Here is a 17,230-nt window from a genome sequence, read left to right on the forward strand (position 1 = left end):
ATCAGCCCTGGTGAGCGGGGCGGCGAGGGAGGTGAAGAGTCCGGTGTGAGGCGGGTGAGAAGACCCGCCGGGGTCAGTAGATGTCCCGCACGTACCGCTTCGCCGCCGCAAGTTGCTTCACATACGCCGACGCCTCGGCCTCCTCCAGCCCGCCGTGCGCGACCGCGATGTCCCGCAGCGCCCGGTCCACGTCCTTGGCCATGCGCGAGGCGTCGCCGCAGACGTAGAAGTGGGCGCCGTCCTGCAACCAGCGCCACAGCTCGGGGCCGTGCTGGCGCATCCGGTCCTGGACGTACACCTTGTTGCGCTGGTCGCGGGAGAAGGCCGTGTCGAGACGGTCGAGGGTGCCCTCGCCGAGCAGTGCGGTCAGCTCCTCCTCGTAGTAGAAGTCGCTGGCCCGGTGCTGTTCGCCGAAGAACAGCCAGTTGGGCGCCCGGTGCCCGAGCGCCCGCCGCTCCTGGAGGAAGCCGACGAAGGGCGCGACACCGGTACCCGGGCCGACCATCACCATCGGTGTCGAGGCGTCCGCGGGTGGCCTGAAGTGCGCGGACCGCTGCACGAACACCGGCACCTCGGTGTCCGCCCCGGCGTCGGCGAGGAAGGGCGAGCAGACGCCGCCGCGCGGCCGCCCGTGCAGGTTGTCGTACCGCACCACGGACACCGTCAGGGAGACGCTGTCCGGGTCGACGAGCGGGCTGGACGATATCGAGTACAGGCGCGGCTGGAGCTTCTTCAGCACCCCGGCCCACTCCCCGGCGCCCGCCCGCACCGGGTGCTCGGCGGCGACGTCCACGGCCTGCCGCCCCCAACTCCACTGCGCCAGCCCGTCCTTGTTGTCGGGCCGCAGCAGCCTGCGCAGCTCCCGGTCGTCGCGGACGCGTTCGGCGACGAAGCGCAGCAGGTCCGGGGTGATCCGGGTGATGTCGAGGTGCCGGTGCAGGGCCTCGGCGAAGGAGGTCGCCCCGATGCCGTCCAGCTCCACCGTCGCCGAGCCGTCGACGCCGGTGACCGCGAGCCACTCCTCCACCAGCGCGGGTGAGTTGACCGGCCGTATGCCGAGCGCGTCGCCCGCCTCGTACGTCAGCGAGGTCCCGCTCGTGTCGAAAGTGAAGCGGCGCACCTCCTTGCCCGCGCCGGGCCCGCTGAGCAGCCGGTTGCCCACCAGGCGGGCGGTGGTGGGAGCGGGCCTGGGCTCGGACCTGGGGCGTTCGGCAGCGGGAGCCTCGGCGCCGCCCAGCGCCGTGAGGACCTGGTCGAGCCAGGCCCCGGCCGACGGCTCGTAGTCCGGCTCGCAGTCCGTGCGCGGGGCCAGCCGCACCCCGCCCAGCTCGTCGAGCCGTGCGTCGAGACGGCGCCCGTGCCCGCAGAAGTCGTCGTACGAGGAGTCGCCGAAGGCCAGTACGGCGTACCGCATCCCGTCCAGCCGGGGGGCACGCTCGTCGGTCAGCGTGTCCCAGAGGCCGGAACCGTTGTCGGGCGCGTCGCCGTCGCCGAACGTGCTGGTGATGAAGAGCAGGTCGGCCGTGCGGGCGAGGGAGCCGACATCGGCCTCGTCCATGCCGACCAGCGTGGCCCGGTGCCCCGCCGAGCCGAGCCGCTCGGCGGTGGAGGTGGCGAACTCCTCGGCGTTGCCGGTCTGCGAGGCCCACAGCACGACGACCTCGCGGCCGGGCCCCTCCGGCGCGGCGGGGGCGCCCGCCGACCGTGAGTACATGCCGGCGAGGACGCCGTTGACCCACATCGCGTGCTCGGGGCTGAAGGGCGCGCCCGGCGGCAGGACAGGGATGCCGGGCGCGCCGGTCTCGATGCCGGCGAGGAAGCCGGTCAGATAGAGGCGTTCCTGGGCGGTCAGGACGGGCGGCGGCGCGGGTTCCAGGCCGAAGGGGCCGGCCGGGCCCGGGGTGACGGCCGTCGGCGTCAGCGCCGGCACCTCCGGCAGGGGCGCCGCGACCCTCGTCAGGGACACGGCGCACACCTTGAACTCCGGCTGGAAGGAGATCGGATCCACCGCGTCGCTGGTCACCGCGTTGACGCTCAAGTACTCCCCGAACAGGTCGTTCCAGTGGAACGGTGCGAAAGCGCCCCCCGGCCGCACCCGGTCGGTCACGACGGCCGGCAGCACCGCCCGCCCCCGCCGCGAGGCGACCTCCACCCGGTCCCCGTCGGCGATCCCCAGCTCCCGCGCGTCCCGCGGATGCACCTCCACGAACGGCCCCGGGTTCAGCTTGTTGAGCTTGGCGACCCTCCCGGTCTTCGTCAGCGTGTGCCACTGGTGCTGCACCCGCCCGGTGTTCAGCACGAACGGATAGTCGTCGTCCGGCATCTCGGCGGGCGGCAGGTGCGGACGCGCATGGAAGGCGGCCCGCCCGCTCGCCGTCGGGAAGCGCAGCCCGCCCTCCGCGTCGACGTACCGGATCGGATTGCGCTCAGGACCATCCACCTCGGCGGCCGGCCACTGCACGGGCGTGGCCCGCAGCCGCTCGTACGTCACCCCGCGCAGATCCCAGCCCGTCACCGGGTTCCAGGCCCGCCGTATCTCCTCGAAGACGTCCTCGGCGCTGTCGTACGAGAACCCCTTCTCGTACCCCATCGCACACGCCACGGCCGCGATGATCCGCCAGTCGGCCATCGCCTCGCCCGGCGGGTCGGCCACCGGGCGGGTCAGCGTGAGGTTGCGCTCGCTGTTGACGAACACGCCCTCGCCCTCGGTCCACATCGCGCCGGGCAGCACGACATCGGCGTAGGCGTTGGTCTCGGTCTCGCCGAACACGTCCTGTGTGACGACGAACTCGGCGGCCTCCAGCCCCTCGATGACCGTACGGCGGTTCGCGACCGAGGCGACCGGGTTGGTGCCGATGATCCAGCAGGCCTTGATCTCGCCGTCGGCCATCTTCTGCAACATCTCGACGGTGCCCCGGCCCACCCCGTCGGCGCGCAGCGTCCCCGGCGGCAGCTCCCACAGCTCCTCGACGAAGGTGCGCTCGGCCTCGACGAGCACCGACCGCTGCCCCGGCAGCCCCGGCCCCATGTAGCCCATCTCGCGCCCGCCCATGGCGTTCGGCTGCCCGGTCAGGGAGAAGGGACCCGAGCCGGGGCGGCAGATGGCGCCGGTCGCCAGATGCAGGTTGACCAGGGCGTTCGTGTTCCAGGTGCCGTGCGTGGACTGGTTGAGCCCCATCGTCCAGCAGCTCATCCACTCGCCCGCCTCGCCGATCAGCCGGGCGGCCTCGCGGATGTCGTCCTCGGCGAGACCGGTGATCTCCGCGACGGCGGCGGGCGCGTAGTCGGCGAGGAAGCCGGGCATCGCCTCCCAGCCCTCGGTGTGCGCGGCGATGAAGCCGGGGTCGGTGTGACCGTTGTCGACGAGCAGCCGCAGCAGACCGTTGAGCAGCGCGAGGTCGGTGCCCGGCTCGATCTGCAGGAAGAGGTCGGCCTTGGCGGCCGTGGCGGTGCGCCGCGGATCGACGACGACGAGCTTGGCGCCCGCCTTGACCCGCTCCATCATCCGCAGGAAGAGGATCGGGTGGCAGTCGGCCATGTTCGAGCCGATCACGAGGAAGACATCCGCACGGTCGAAGTCGTCGTACGACCCGGGCGGCCCGTCGGCCCCCAGCGACAGCTTGTATCCCGCGCCCGCGCTCGCCATGCAAAGCCGAGAGTTCGACTCGATCTGGTTCGTCCCCACGAACCCCTTGGCCAGCTTGTTCGCCAGGTACTGGGCCTCCAGGCTCATCTGCCCCGAGACGTAGAAGGCGACCGCGTCCGGTCCGTGCTCGTCGATGATCGCGCGGAGCCGGCGCGCGGACTCGGCCACGGCGTCGGCCATCGGGGCGGGCTCGGGCTCCTCGCCCCGCTCGCCTCTGACCAGCGCCGTGGTCAGCCGGCCGGGCGCGGCCAGCATCTCCGCCGTCGTCGCGCCCTTCGTGCACAGCCGGCCCGCGTTCGCCGGATGCGCCTTGTCGCCGGCCGCCTTCAGGACCGTACGCCGCCCGTCGGACCCCATCCCGACATCCAGCAGGATTCCGCAGCCGACCCCGCAGTACGCGCAGACCGTCCGGACCTGGGACGTGGAGGTGGTCGAGGTCACGCGTTGCCCTTCTCCGACTGCCGGGGTGCTGCCTGGAGCGTACGAATTGCCCGTTACGTCGATGTCACATCGCTTGATCATGAGGAGTTACGTCGGCCACACAGCCGCCCGTCGTGCGATGTGAGGGGCTTGCGGTGGCGCGATGTGGGGCGTGTGAGGCGGTCGCGGACCGTGTCGCTGTTGGGCCGAACGGGTGACTTGGCGTAAGAATTGGCCGGTGCAGGAATTGAAGGCGAGTCAAGGCGGGGGGAGCCGGTGAACAGCCACGACGTCACCGATGAACAGTGGGAAGGGCTCGCCCAGGTCGTGCCGCTGCGCGGCCGCGACGCCTGGCCGTCGGCGGTGGACCATCGTGCGATGCCGGAGGCGGTGACAGAGCCCCGCCGCCGCTTCGTCGTCCTGCGGGTCAATGTGTTCGGCGACGCCCGTGAGGTCGCGGAGACGCTGATGGCGGGGATCCCGGTGCTGCTGGATCTGACCGGGGCGGAGAACGAGGTCGCCAAGCGCGTCCTCGACTTCAGTACAGGGGTCGTCTTCGGCCTGGGCAGCGGGATGCACCGGGTGGACCGGAACGTGTTCCTTCTCACGCCGCCGGGGACCGAGGTGAGCGGGCTGATGGAGGGGGCCGGGGTTCCCGGTACCTGACGGCACGGCGGGGCGGTCGCCCGATCGTAGGAAGGGCTCCCGGCCGGAACGGTTCGCCCGCCGGCCGTGGGCCTACGGTCCGGACATGGTCGTGTCGTTCGTGTCTGGTGCCGATGCCGTGCCGTTGCCCCTTCAGGGGCGCCGGGCGGGTGATCCACCTGCGGAACGCGGGGTGGGTGATCCGCCTGCGGAAGGCACGGCGGGTGATCCGCATTCGGAACACAGGGCGGGTGAGTCCGATACGTCCCGCCCCGCGGGCGGCGCGGCGCAGCCCTCTCGGCCCCGGCTTACCGAGCTGCGGCTGTCCGCGTTCGCCCGGCATCGGCGGGCCGCGTTCCCGCTCGGGCCGCTCACTCTCCTCGCCGGGCCGAGCGGGTGCGGGAAGACGAGTGCGCTGCGGGCGTACGAGGCGCTGGCGCGGCTCGGCGGCGGCGCCGAGGCCGGTGAGGCATTCCCGGACCCGGTCGCGTACGTCCCGGAGCGGGCGCGGCCCGATGCCCAGCGCCGGCGCGGATTCCGTATCGGGTGCACGGCCGATGGCCCCGAGGGGCCGGTCCGGCTCGATGTCGCCGTGCAGGCCGAGCCCGAACTGCGGATCGTGGGGGAGCGGTTGAGCGCGGGCGGCCTCGTCCTGCTGGAGACGGCCCTGCGTGATCCGAGCCGCCCCTACGTGCAGGCCGCCTGGCACACGGCCGGTCAGTCGCCGGTGACACGGGCCCCGTTGCCCGACGACCGGCTCGGTACCGCGCTGTTGCCGTTGCGCGTGGCCGGCAAGACGGACGGGCAGCGGCGGGTGCTCGCCGCCGCGGAACAGATGGTGGTGGCGCTGCGGTCGGTCTTCGCCTGTGACCCGCGGCCCGAGCGGATGCGGGCCGCGGTGCCGGTCGGGTCCGGGCGTCTGCTCGGGGGCTGCGACAACCTCGCCGAGGTGCTGTGGCGGACGCGCGCCGAGTGCGGACAGCGGCATGCGCTGCTCGTGGCCGCGGCCCGGGCGGGCTGCGCGGGGAGCGTGGCGGACGTGATCGCCGAGGTGCTCGGGGACGGGACGGTACGCGGCGTGCTCGACCGGGGCGACGGAGTGCGGACCGAGCTCGGCAGGCTGGGGGACGGCGAGCTGCGCCATCTCGCGCTGTCGCTGGTCCTGTTGACCGGGCCCGGCGTGCTGGAGGTCGACCCCGCGGGGGAGGTACCGGCGGCGATGCAGACGCTGACCGTGCTGGCGGACGGGCTCGACCGGGGGCTGGATCCCGCGCAACTGCGGGAGTTGACCGCGCTGGCTGCGCGGATGTGCGAACGGGGGCACATCCGGCTGGTCGGGGCCGTGAGCGACGCGTCGGGGCTGGCCGGGGCGGGCGGGGTCACGGTGGTACACCTGGAGCCGTGACCGAACCCCTTGACGTGGCCAAGCTCCAGCGCAGGCTGGCCGAGTTCGCCGCAGCGCGCAACTGGCAGCAGTACCACACACCGAAGAACCTCGCCGCGGCGCTCAGCGTCGAGGCGTCCGAACTCGTGGAGATCTTCCAGTGGTTGACGCCGGAGGAATCGGCGCGGGTCATGGACGAGGCGGACTCCGCGGCGCGCGTGACGGATGAGGTCGCGGATGTGCTGGCGTATCTGCTGCAGCTCTGTGAGGTGCTAGGGATCGATGTGCTGGCTGCGCTGGACGCGAAGATCGACCGGAACGAGCGCCGGTTTCCCGCGCCCTAGCGAAGGCGGGCGTGCGCCCCGAGAAGGTGGTCGTCCGCTTTAACTCTCCGTATCCGTTCAGCAGACCGCAACCGAAAAGTTGTCCGCAGATTTCCGTCTTCCTCTGGCTTTTCGTCTCAGGGCCCTTCACGCTGGGTAGTGAACAAGGGAGTTCAGGCGGACGCGTGGGCAGCGCGTCCAGACAGACGGGGACTGCGGATGGACGCGGTGCGGCTCATCGTGACGAGCAGGCGTGCGCTGGCGGGAAGTGGGGGCGCGCCGGAAATCATGACCGAGGTGTGGCAGGCGCAGGCCCTGGCTCAGGCGATCGGCAGCCGGTTCGCGGTCTTCGGTCCACCCGAACTGCGCGGCGAGGCGCTGGGGTTGACGGAGCTGGCCGGGCGCGGCTGCGGCGTCCTGGACACCCCGGAACTGGCCGACGGCGACTTACGCGCGGCCCAGCTCACGGAGCTGGGCGACGCGCGGCAGGCGCTGCTGAATCTGGGGAGCCTGCTGGGTGAGGCCGGCATCGCCCTCGTCGGCCTGGCCAGCGCCGCGGACGACGAGGCGACGTACTGGCAGTGCATGGAGGCCATCGACGCGGCCGACGAGTCCCGGGACCGGGTCCTGGAGATGCTGCGCAGACTTGCCGACCGGGATCAGGTACTGGCGGAGCGGGAGGCGGGGCAGGCGGCGTCCTGACGAGGTCCGTTCAGAGCGGAGCGGGTCTGGGAGGGCTGAGGAGCGCGGCAGCCCCCGGCACGACGACCACGACAGCGCCGAGGGCCTGGTCAGCCGCAGCGGCAGGCCGGTCAGCCCGCCTCGCCCTCCTGCCGCTGGCCCCGCCCGGGGCCGCCGGTCGCCTGCAGATCCGCGTCCAGCGCCGACAGGTCCGCGTTGAGGGCTGCCATCAGCTCCTCCATCTGCTGGAGCAGCCCCTTCGGCCGGCCGCTCCCGTCGCTCTGCTGTGGCGCGAATTCCTCGGACATGACGGCCTCCTCGGGCCTCCGGCCCCCCCAGTGGCAGTGGGCCGACACGGTGACGCTCCGGCGCCGACCGGCCGGGGCGAGGGCCGGGCGGTCCGGCTCCGACCGAGCCAACGATCACCGTCGGGGGCGGTCACTGGCCCGGGCTGACGCCGCCTTCGGCGTTGACGGAATTCACTCGACCGGGTTTGCGGGGGCCAGGGGGACCGGTGCGGTCGGCGGGGGTCACGGCGTGCAGGATGGAGTCATGGATCTTCGCATCTTCACCGAGCCCCAGCAGGGGGCCACCTACGAGACCTTGCTCACCGTGGCGAGGGCCACCGAGGACCTCGGATTCGATGCCTTCTTCCGGTCCGACCACTATTTGAAGATGGGTTCCGGGGACGGTCTTCCCGGGCCCACCGACGCATGGATCACGCTCGCCGGCCTCGCCCGTGAGACCAAGCGGATCCGCCTCGGCACCCTGATGACGGCAGGCACCTTCCGGCTCCCCGGCGTGCTCGCCATCCAGGTCGCGCAGGTCGACCAGATGTCCGGCGGCCGGGTCGAACTCGGCCTCGGCGCGGGCTGGTTCGAGGAGGAGCACAAGGCGTACGGCATTCCGTTCCCGAAGGAGAAGTTCGCGCGGCTGGAGGAGCAGCTCGCCATCGTCACCGGGCTGTGGGCGACCGAGGTCGGCGAGACCTTCGACTTCCACGGCTCCTACTACGACCTGACCGAGTCGCCCGCCCTGCCCAAGCCCGCGCAGGACAGGATTCCGGTGCTGATCGGCGGCCACGGCGCCACCCGTACGCCGCGGCTGGCCGGCCGGTACGCCGACGAGTTCAACATGCCGTTCGCCTCGATCGAGGACAGCGAGCGTCAGTTCGGCCGGGTGCGGGGCGCCGCCGAGGAGGCCGGCCGCAAGGGCGACGACCTCGTCTACTCCAACGCCCTCGTGGTGTGCGTGGGCAAGGACGACCAGGAAGTCGCCCGTCGTGCCGCCGCGATCGGACGTGAGGTGGACGAGCTGAAGGCCAATGGGCTCGCCGGCTCCCCGGACGAGGTCGTCGAGAAGATCGGCCGCTACCAGGAGGCGGGCTCGCAGCGGATCTACCTCCAGGTCCTCGACCTGGACGACCTGGACCACCTGGAACTCATCTCCTCGCAGGTGCAGTCCCAGCTTTAGAGATGCCCCGCCCGCGGCCCCCGGGGAGTGTGTCCCCGGGGGCCGCGGTGTACGTCGCCCCCTGGCCGACCAGGAGATGACCGGGCAGCCCGCGGCGGGCGGGACGGGAGAAAAAGTGCAGGTGGTTCCGGTGTCCGCTCGGTAGGTTGTACGGGCGGCGCGCAGGCGCGGCGCAGAACCGATCCGAAGGCCGACCACCGTGTTCCTGACCATCACCACCACCGGGACCCCCGAACGCCCCGCGACCGATCTCGGTTTCCTGCTGCACAAGCATCCCGAGAAGGCCCAGAGGTTCTCCACCTCCTACGGCACGGCCCACGTCCTCTACCCCGAGGCGGACGCCCAACGCTGCACGGCCGCGCTGCTTCTGGAGGTCGACGCGGTGGCGTTGGTCAGGCGCGGCAAGGGCAAGGGCCGTGGCGGCGCCCCCGACGCGGCGCTCGCGCAGTACGTCAACGACCGCCCCTACGCGGCTTCCTCGCTGCTGGCCGTGGCGCTGAGTGCCGTGTTCTCCAGCGCGATGCGGGGTGTGTGCAACGCCCGTCCCGAGCGCGCCGCCGAGGCACTGCCGCTGCGTATCGAGGTGCCCTCGATGCCGGCCCGAGGCGGCCCGGAGCTCGTCCGCCGCCTGTTCGAGCCGCTGGGCTGGGCCGTGACCGTCGAGCCCGTGCCACTGGACGTGCAGTTCCCCGAGTGGGGCGACTCGCGCTATGTCCGGCTCGTCCTGGAGTCGCAGGCGCTGACGCTCGCCGAGGCCCTGCGGCACCTGTATGTCGTGCTCCCCGTCCTCGACGACGCCAAGCACTACTGGGTCGCCCCCGACGAGGTCGACAAGCTGCTGCGCGCCGGTGAGGGCTGGCTGCCGGACCACCCGGAGCAGAAGCTGATCACCAGCCGGTACCTCTCGCGCCGCTGGTCGCTGACCCGCGAGGCGATGGAGCGGCTGGAGCTCGTGCGGCTCGCGGAGGCCGACGACAGCGAGGTCGAGGACATCGACAACGCCGTCGAGGCCGACACCGAGGCGGAGGAGAAGCCGACCCCGCTCGCCGTGCAGCGCCGGGACGCGATTCTCGCCGCGCTCAAGGCGTCCGGCGCCACGCGCGTGCTCGACCTCGGATGCGGACAGGGGCAGTTGGTGCAGGCCCTGCTCAAGGACCCGGCGTTCACCGAGATCGTCGGCGTGGACGTGTCGATGCGGGCGCTCACCATCGCCGGGCGGCGGCTGAAGCTGGACCGGATGGGGGAGCGGCAGGCCTCGCGCGTGAAGCTCTTCCAGAGCTCCCTCGCCTACACCGACAACCGCCTCAAGGGCTACGACGCCGCCGTGCTCAGCGAGGTCATCGAGCACCTCGACCTGCCGCGGCTGCCCGCCCTGGAGTACGCGGTGTTCGGCGCCGCGCGGCCCCGGACCGTCCTCGTGACCACCCCGAACGTGGAGTACAACGTCCGCTGGGAGTCCCTGCCGGCCGGACACGTCCGGCATGGCGACCACCGGTTCGAGTGGACCCGCGAGGAGTTCCGCGCGTGGGCGGACAAGGTGGCAGAACGGCACGGGTACGGCGTGGAGTTCGTACCTGTGGGCCCCGACGACCCCGAGGTGGGGCCGCCGACACAGATGGCCGTCTTCGAAATGAGCACAGCCGTGACGACCGGTAACGACGAGAAGGAGGCGAAGGCCGCATGAACCAGGCAACGAACGGGCGTGTCCTGCCCGTCACCGACCTCTCCCTCGTCGTCCTCGTCGGCGCCTCCGGCTCCGGCAAGTCCACCTTCGCCCGACGGCACTTCAAGCCCACCGAGGTGATCTCCTCCGACTTCTGCCGCGGCCTGGTCTCCGACGACGAGAACGACCAGAGCGCGACCCGGGACGCCTTCGACGTCCTCTACTACATCGCGGGCAAGCGCCTGGCCGCCGGCCGCCGTACCGTCGTCGACGCCACCAGCGTGCAGCAGGACTCCCGCCGCCGGCTCATCGAGCTCGCGCGGGAGTACGACGTGCTGCCGATAGCCATCGTGCTCGACGTCCCCGAGGAGGTGTGCGCCGAACGCAACGCGGCCCGCACCGACCGGGCCGACATGCCGCGCCGGGTCATCCAGCGGCACATCCGCGAACTGCGCAGGTCGATCAGGCAGTTGGAGCGCGAGGGCTTCCGCAAGGTGCACGTCCTGCGCGGTGTGGAGGACGTCGAGAACGCCACCGTCGTCACCGAGAAGCGCTTCAACGACCTCACCCACCTCACCGGCCCCTTCGACCTCGTCGGCGACATCCACGGCTGCGCGTCCGAACTGGAGGCGCTGCTGGGCAAGCTGGGCTACGTCGACGGCGTGCACCCGGACGGCCGCAGCGCCGTCTTCGTCGGCGACCTCGTCGACCGCGGCCCGGACAGCCCCGGTGTGCTGCGGCGCGTGATGTCGATGGTGAAGTCGGGCAACGCGCTGTGCGTGCCGGGCAACCACGAGAACAAGTACGGGCGTTACCTCAAGGGCCGCAAGGTCCAGCACACGCACGGACTCGCCGAGACGATCGAGCAGATGGAGCACGAGAGCGAGGAGTTCCGCGCGGAGGTGCGGGAGTTCATCGACGGGCTCGTCAGCCACTACGTCCTCGACGGCGGCAAGCTGGTGGTGTGCCACGCCGGTCTGCCGGAGAAGTACCACGGCCGTACGTCGGGGCGGGTGCGCTCGCACGCGCTGTACGGCGACACCACCGGCGAGACCGACGAGTTCGGGCTGCCGGTGCGCTACCCGTGGGCGGAGGACTACCGGGGCCGCGCGGCTGTGGTGTACGGCCACACTCCGGTCCCGGAGGCCACCTGGCTGAACAACACCATCTGCCTCGACACCGGCGCCGTCTTCGGCGGCAAGCTGACCGCGCTGCGCTGGCCGGAGCGCGAGCTCGTCGACGTACCCGCGGAGCAGGTCTGGTACGAGCCGGCGAAGCCGCTGCGGACCGAGGCGCCCGGCGGACAGGACGGCCGCCCGCTCGACCTGGCGGACGTGCACGGACGCAGGGCCGTGGAGACCCGGCACCAGGGCCGTGTCGCGATCCGCGAGGAGAACGCGGCGGCGGCCCTGGAGGTCATGAGCCGGTTCGCGGTCGACCCGCGGCTGCTGCCGTACCTCCCGCCGACCATGGCACCGACGGCGACCTCGCACATCGACGGCTACCTGGAGCACCCGGCGGAGGCCTTCGCGCAGTACAAGGAGGACGGCGTCGAGCGGGTCGTGTGCGAGGAGAAGCACATGGGTTCGCGGGCCGTGGCCCTGGTGTGCCGGGACTCGGAAGCCGCGCGCAAGAAGTTCGGCGTGGACGGTCCGACGGGATCGCTCTACACCCGCACCGGCCGCCCGTTCTTCGACGACGAGTCGGTGACGGAGACGATCCTCGACCGGATCCGCAAGGCGGCCGGCGAGGCCGGGCTCTGGGACGAACTGGAGACGGACTGGCTGCTGCTCGACGCCGAGCTGATGCCGTGGTCGCTGAAGGCGTCCGGTCTGCTGCGCTCGCAGTACGCGGCCGTCGGCGCCGCCTCCGGGGCGGTGTTCCCCGGTGCCGTGGCCGCGCTGGAGGGAGCGGCGGCGCGCGGCGTCGACGTCTCGGAGCTGCTGGAACGCCAGCGCGAAAGGGCCTCGGACGCCTCCGCGTTCACGGAGGCGTACCGCCGCTACTGCTGGACGACGGACGGCCTGGACGGCGTACGCCTCGCCCCGTTCCAGCTCCTGGCGGTCCAGGGCCGCAGCCTCGCCGGGCTCCCGCACGACGAGCAGCTCGCGCTCCTGGACCGGCTGGTGGAGCACGACGGCAGCGGTCTGCTCCAGACCACCCGGCGCCTGTACGTCGACACCGGTGACCCGGAGTCGGTCCGGGCCGGCGTCGACTGGTGGCTGGAGATGACGGGCCGCGGCGGCGAGGGCATGGTCGTCAAGCCGCTCGGCGCGGTGGTGCGCAGTCCCCAGGGCCGCCTGGTGCAGCCCGGCATCAAGTGCCGGGGCCGTGAGTACCTGCGGATCATCTACGGCCCGGAGTACACGCGCCCCGACAACCTGGCCCGCCTGCGCAACCGGTTCCTCAACCACAAGCGGTCCCTCGCCGTCCGCGAGTACGCGCTGGGGCTCGAGGCCCTGGACCGGCTGGCGGAGGGCGAGCCGCTGTGGCGGGTGCACGAGGCGGTGTTCGGGGTGCTGGCGCTGGAGTCGGAGCCGGTGGACCCGCGCCTGTGACCGTCAGTTGACGAGCCGCAGACGGTCCCGGCACACGCCGACCCGGACCGTCTGCCCCCAGGTCAGCTCGACCGCGTCCGTCTCCATGCCGTCCCCGAAGGCCACCAGCCGCTCGGACTCGACGGTCAGGCGCAGCCCGGTCGCGGCGGCGAGTTCCCCGGCCACCAGTGACGTACCGGTGGCCGGGGAGGGCCAGGCCTCCCGGACGAACCACAGCAGGCGTTCCTCGGTGGGGGAGGGCAGCGGCAGCCGCCCTCCCCGCTCCTGCCACACCGACCGGATCCAACCTGTCGCCCCCGTCCCGGTGCCGATCAGCACCCCGGACGAGGCCTGGGCCTCGACGACACCCCCGTCGCCCTCCAGGCCCAGGCGGTATCTGGCCGTCTGGTGACCGACGGCGCCCAGGTAGATCTCGTTGAGCGCCACCAGACGCTGTGTGTCGTCGGCGACGGCCTCGACCATGGTGAGTTCGTCGACGTCCCCCCTTGCGGATTGCGTGGACGCGAACAATCCGGCCGCGTCCGCGGGACGGTGCCGCACCAGGACGCCCGGGTTGCGGCCGGGGTCGGCGTCGATGCCCAGCACCAACTGTCCGGCGAGGTACTTGGCCACGTTCGCGACCAGGCCGTCCTGCCCGACCACGACCACCACGTCCTCCGGCCCGAACAGGAACCGGTCCAGGTCGGCCCGCTCCACCCGGCTCTGACGCCAGGTCAGCGGGATCGCGGAGGTCACCTCCGTCAGCGCCCGGCGCGTACGGCGGTGGCGTTCGGCGACCTCCTCGATGTCCCGGCCCCGGGACGAGAGGAAGAAGGCGGCCTGGCCGTGCGTGCCGTGCCGGGCCACCAACTCCTCGTACTCCGTGGTGCGATGGACGAGGACGACCCGCGGGGCGAGGCTCACTCCCGCGCTCCCAGCCTGGTGAGCAGCCCGGTCAGCACATCCGGCGAGACGGTCACACTGTCGATCCGCGGCAGGTTCTCCGCGAGCCGCGTCCCGGTGAGGGCGTTGAGCGTCGCCACGTCCACCTCCGCGTGCACCCGCAGCCAGGCCGCCTGCGCCTGCGCCCGCGCCTCGCCGACCTCACGCGCACCCTCGGCCTCGGCCTTGGCCAGCCGTACGGACCGGGTGGCCTCCGCCTCCGCGAGCCGTACGGTCCGTGCCGCCTCCGCCTCCGCGAGTCGTACCGTCCGCGCGGCCTCCGCCTCGGCCCTGACCGCGTCCGCGGCCGCGTGCTCCTCGGCCTCCCGGCGCGCGTTCGTGCCGCGCTGGTCCACCAACTGCTCCTCGCGGCGGGCGAGTTCGATCTGGCTGGCCAGTTCGTTCTCGGCGATGGCCCGCTCCCGCTCGACGGCGACCGCCCGCCGCTCGTAGGTCGCCCGGTCCGCCTCCTGCTGGATCTGCTCACGGGCCGGCGTGCGCAGCGCCCGCTCCACCTCCGGTTCGGGGCGCAACGCCACGACGCGTACGGCGACCACCTCGATGCCGGTCGCGGGCAGCCGGGGCTCCGAGCCGAGGCCCTGCGCGATCCGCTCCCGTACCGCCGTCACGCCGTCGACCAGGGCCGCCGACAGCGGGGTACGGGACAGGACGTCCAGCGCGTGCTGCTGTGCGGTCTCGGTGAGCAGGGTGCCGAGCTGCTCCAGGGGCGCGGCGCGCCAGGACCCCGAGTCCGGGTCGATCGAGAAGTCGAGGCGGGCGGCGGCCACGGCCGGGTCGCTGATCCGGTAGGTGACCGTCGCCTGGACGGCCACGTCCTGGAAGTCGGAGGTGCGGGCGTGGAAGGTCATCGCCAGTTCCCGGTCGTCGACCGGGACCTCGGAGATCGCCGCGGTCAGCGCACGGAACCAGAAGCTGAGCCCGGGGCCGTCGTGCAGCAGTTTGGCGCCGCGGTGGTGGCGGATGTGCGCCGTGGGCGCGCCGCGCAGATGGCGCCAGCCCAGGCGCCGGGTGATGTCGGCCATGAAGACCCCCCTCTTTTTCGTCATGTAGACGATAATCGTCCGGGCTGTTTGTCGTCAAGGGGACGAAAAGAAGATGGTGGCAAGCAGGGGGTGAACCGGCCCCTCGGTGGTCAGGATGGAGACATGGGATTCCATGTCGACTCCGAGGCCGGGCGGCTGCGCCGCGTCATACTGCACCGGCCCGATCTCGAGCTCAAAAGGCTCACCCCCAGCAACAAGGACGCCCTGCTCTTCGACGACGTGCTGTGGGTGCGCCGGGCACGCGCCGAGCACGACGGGTTCGCCGACGTACTGCGTGACCGCGGGGTCACCGTCCACCTCTTCGGCGACCTGCTCACCGAGGCCCTTGAGATCCCGGCGGCCCGCGAGCTCGTCCTGGACCGGGTCTTCGACGAGAAGGAGTACGGGGTGCTCGCCACCGGCCACCTCCGCGCGGCCTTCGAAAGCCTGTCGGCGCCCGAGTTGGCCGAGGCCCTCGTCGGCGGCATGACCAAGCGGGAGTTCCTGGAGGCGCACCTGGAGCCGACCTCGGTGCGCTTCCACGTCATGGAGCTCGACGACTTCCTGCTCGCGCCCCTGCCCAACCACCTCTTCACCCGGGACACCTCGGCCTGGATCTACGACGGTGTCTCCGTCAACGCCATGCGCTGGCCCGCCCGCCAGCGCGAGACCGTGCACTTCGAGGCGATCTACCGGCACCATCCGCTGTTCCGCGAGGAAACGTTCCACTTCTGGTCCGAGGGGCAGGCCGACTTCCCCTCCACCATCGAGGGCGGGGACGTCCTGGTGATCGGCAACGGCGCGGTGCTCATCGGTATGAGCGAGCGGACCACTCCGCAGGCCGTCGAGATGCTCGCCCACAAGCTGTTCGCCGCCGGCTCGGCGCACACGATCGTCGCGCTCGACATGCCCAAGAAGCGTGCGCTGATGCATCTCGACACCGTGATGACGATGGTCGACGGCGATGTCTTCACCCAGTACGCCGGGCTCGGCATGCTCCGCTCGTACACCATCGAACCGGGCACCGGCGACAAGGAGCTGAAGGTCACCGACCATCCGCCGGAGCACATGCACCGCGCGATCGCCGCCGCCCTCGGGCTGAGCGAGATCCGCGTCCTCACCGCGACCCAGGACGTCCACTCCGCCGAGCGCGAGCAGTGGGACGACGGCTGCAACGTGCTGGCCGTGGAGCCGGGTGTCGTGGTCGCCTACGAACGGAACTCCACCACCAACACGCATCTGCGCAAGCAGGGGATCGAGGTGATCGAGATCCCCGGAAGTGAGCTGGGCCGGGGCAGAGGCGGGCCGCGGTGCATGAGCTGTCCGGTCGAGCGTGCGGCCGTGTAGAGCCGTAGGAAGACCTGCGGAAACGTGGCTGTATAGAAATGCCTATGGTCGTATAGACTTCCAGGGTCCCTGTTCACGTACCTCTGGAGCGCCCTCATGGCGACTGTCCCGAACGCCCTCGCCGGCCGCCACCTCCTCAAGGAGCTCGACCTCACCGAGCAGGAGTTCCTGGGGCTGATCGAGCTGGCCGCCGAGCTGAAGGCCGCGAAGAAGGCCGGGGTCGAGATGCAGTACCTGCGGGGCAGGAACATCGCGCTGATCTTCGAGAAGACCTCGACACGGACGCGCTGCGCGTTCGAGGTCGCCGCCGCCGACCAGGGTGCCTCCACGACCTACCTGGACCCCTCGGGCTCGCAGATCGGCCACAAGGAGTCCGTGAAGGACACCGCGCGCGTGCTCGGCCGCATGTACGACGGTATCGAATACCGCGGGGACAGCCAGGCGAAGGTGGAGGACCTGGCGGTGTACTCGGGCGTGCCCGTGTACAACGGCCTGACCGACGACTGGCACCCCACCCAGATGCTCGCCGACGTGCTCACCATGACCGAGCACGCGGACAAGCCGCTCAAGGAGATCGCCTTCGCGTACCTGGGCGACGCCCGCTTCAACATGGGCAACTCGTATCTGATCACCGGCGCGCTGCTCGGCATGGACGTACGGATCGTCGCGCCCGAGGAGTACTGGCCGAACGACGGCATCGTGGCGCGGGCGCGCAAGCTGGCCGAGGACAGCGGCGCCGTCATCACGCTGACCGAGGACGTCGCCGACGGTGTCCGTGGCGCCGACTTCGTCGCGACCGACGTCTGGGTCTCCATGGGGGAGCCCAAGGAGGTCTGGGCCGAGCGGATCGCGGCCCTCGGCCCCTACGCGGTGACCATGGACGTCCTGCGTGCCACCGGCAACCCGAACGTCAAGTTCCTGCACTGCCTGCCCGCCTTCCACGACCTCGGCACGAAGGTCGGACGCGAGATCTTCGAGCAGCACGGGCTGGAGTCGCTGGAGGTCACGGACGAGGTCTTCGAGTCGGAGCACTCGGTGGTCTTCGACGAGGCGGAGAACCGGATGCACACGATCAAGGCCGTCCTGGTGGCCACGCTCGGACGCTAGCCGCGGAGCGTGGCCGCCC

Annotated in this window: 13 protein-coding genes; 9 read left to right on the top strand and 4 right to left on the bottom strand. The window is 71.6% G+C overall.

All coding sequences use genetic code 11. The annotated features are described in order from the left end of the window. Positions 1 to 73 precede the first annotated feature (73 nt). Positions 74 to 4,087: a molybdopterin-dependent oxidoreductase gene (locus ACZ69Q_RS00835; protein ID WP_471034017.1), complete on the bottom strand. Its 4,014-nt coding sequence runs from the start codon at positions 4,085 to 4,087 to the stop codon at positions 74 to 76. Positions 4,088 to 4,342: 255 nt separating this feature from the next. On the opposite strand from ACZ69Q_RS00835, the gene ACZ69Q_RS00840 reads away from it, so the two are divergent. The 4 genes from ACZ69Q_RS00840 to ACZ69Q_RS00855 all read left to right on the top strand — a co-directional run bounded on the left by ACZ69Q_RS00840 (position 4,343) and on the right by ACZ69Q_RS00855 (position 7,120). Beyond that, positions 4,343 to 4,732, top strand: a complete 390-nt coding sequence (locus ACZ69Q_RS00840; RefSeq protein ID WP_471034020.1) for a cell division protein SepF — start codon at positions 4,343 to 4,345, stop codon at positions 4,730 to 4,732. 85 nt (positions 4,733 to 4,817) lie between these two features. Continuing rightward, a complete protein-coding gene (locus ACZ69Q_RS00845) occupies positions 4,818 to 6,116 on the top strand; it encodes an AAA family ATPase (protein WP_471034022.1) in 1,299 nt (432 codons plus the stop codon). Then, positions 6,113 to 6,439 (top strand): nucleotide pyrophosphohydrolase, encoded by a 327-nt coding sequence (locus tag ACZ69Q_RS00850; RefSeq protein ID WP_471034025.1) that lies wholly within the window; start codon positions 6,113 to 6,115, stop codon positions 6,437 to 6,439. The genes ACZ69Q_RS00845 and ACZ69Q_RS00850 overlap by 4 nt, the downstream gene beginning before the upstream one ends. A gap of 198 nt (positions 6,440 to 6,637) precedes the next feature. Continuing rightward, a complete protein-coding gene (locus tag ACZ69Q_RS00855; RefSeq protein WP_471034028.1) occupies positions 6,638 to 7,120 on the top strand; it encodes a DUF6099 family protein in 483 nt (160 codons plus the stop codon). Positions 7,121 to 7,230: 110 nt separating this feature from the next. Here ACZ69Q_RS00855 and ACZ69Q_RS00860 read toward each other — a convergent pair whose 3' ends face one another. After that, on the bottom strand, positions 7,231 to 7,407 hold the full coding sequence (locus tag ACZ69Q_RS00860) for a hypothetical protein (protein ID WP_471034030.1): 177 nt from the start codon (positions 7,405 to 7,407) through the stop codon (positions 7,231 to 7,233). A 244-nt stretch (positions 7,408 to 7,651) separates the two neighbouring features. Between ACZ69Q_RS00860 and ACZ69Q_RS00865 the strand changes: the two genes are divergently transcribed. The 3 genes from ACZ69Q_RS00865 to ACZ69Q_RS00875 all read left to right on the top strand — a co-directional run bounded on the left by ACZ69Q_RS00865 (position 7,652) and on the right by ACZ69Q_RS00875 (position 12,793). Further along, positions 7,652 to 8,572, top strand: a complete 921-nt coding sequence (locus ACZ69Q_RS00865; protein WP_471034033.1) for an LLM class F420-dependent oxidoreductase — start codon at positions 7,652 to 7,654, stop codon at positions 8,570 to 8,572. A 199-nt stretch (positions 8,573 to 8,771) separates the two neighbouring features. Continuing rightward, positions 8,772 to 10,256 carry a 3' terminal RNA ribose 2'-O-methyltransferase Hen1 gene (locus ACZ69Q_RS00870; RefSeq protein ID WP_471034036.1) on the top strand — a complete coding sequence of 495 codons (1,485 nt, stop codon included), beginning with the start codon at positions 8,772 to 8,774 and terminating at the stop codon, positions 10,254 to 10,256. Beyond that, entirely contained in the window at positions 10,253 to 12,793 is a 2,541-nt protein-coding gene (locus ACZ69Q_RS00875; protein WP_471034038.1) for a polynucleotide kinase-phosphatase, read from the top strand. The genes ACZ69Q_RS00870 and ACZ69Q_RS00875 overlap by 4 nt, the downstream gene beginning before the upstream one ends. A 3-nt stretch (positions 12,794 to 12,796) precedes the next feature. On the opposite strand, the gene ACZ69Q_RS00880 is transcribed toward ACZ69Q_RS00875, so the two are convergent. Further along, positions 12,797 to 13,696: a hypothetical protein gene (locus tag ACZ69Q_RS00880; protein ID WP_471034042.1), complete on the bottom strand. Its 900-nt coding sequence runs from the start codon at positions 13,694 to 13,696 to the stop codon at positions 12,797 to 12,799. Continuing rightward, positions 13,693 to 14,757 (bottom strand): SPFH domain-containing protein, encoded by a 1,065-nt coding sequence (locus ACZ69Q_RS00885; RefSeq protein ID WP_471039967.1) that lies wholly within the window; start codon positions 14,755 to 14,757, stop codon positions 13,693 to 13,695. Before ACZ69Q_RS00885 ends, ACZ69Q_RS00880 begins: the two co-directional genes overlap by 4 nt. A gap of 123 nt (positions 14,758 to 14,880) precedes the next feature. On the opposite strand from ACZ69Q_RS00885, the gene ACZ69Q_RS00890 reads away from it, so the two are divergent. Further along, on the top strand, positions 14,881 to 16,104 hold the full coding sequence (locus ACZ69Q_RS00890) for an arginine deiminase (RefSeq protein ID WP_471034043.1): 1,224 nt from the start codon (positions 14,881 to 14,883) through the stop codon (positions 16,102 to 16,104). A gap of 96 nt (positions 16,105 to 16,200) precedes the next feature. Next, positions 16,201 to 17,211 (top strand): ornithine carbamoyltransferase, encoded by a 1,011-nt coding sequence (gene argF, locus ACZ69Q_RS00895; RefSeq protein ID WP_471034045.1) that lies wholly within the window; start codon positions 16,201 to 16,203, stop codon positions 17,209 to 17,211. The last annotated feature ends 19 nt before the right edge of the window (positions 17,212 to 17,230 follow it).

This window comes from Streptomyces sp. NPDC036764 (assembly GCF_055609385.1).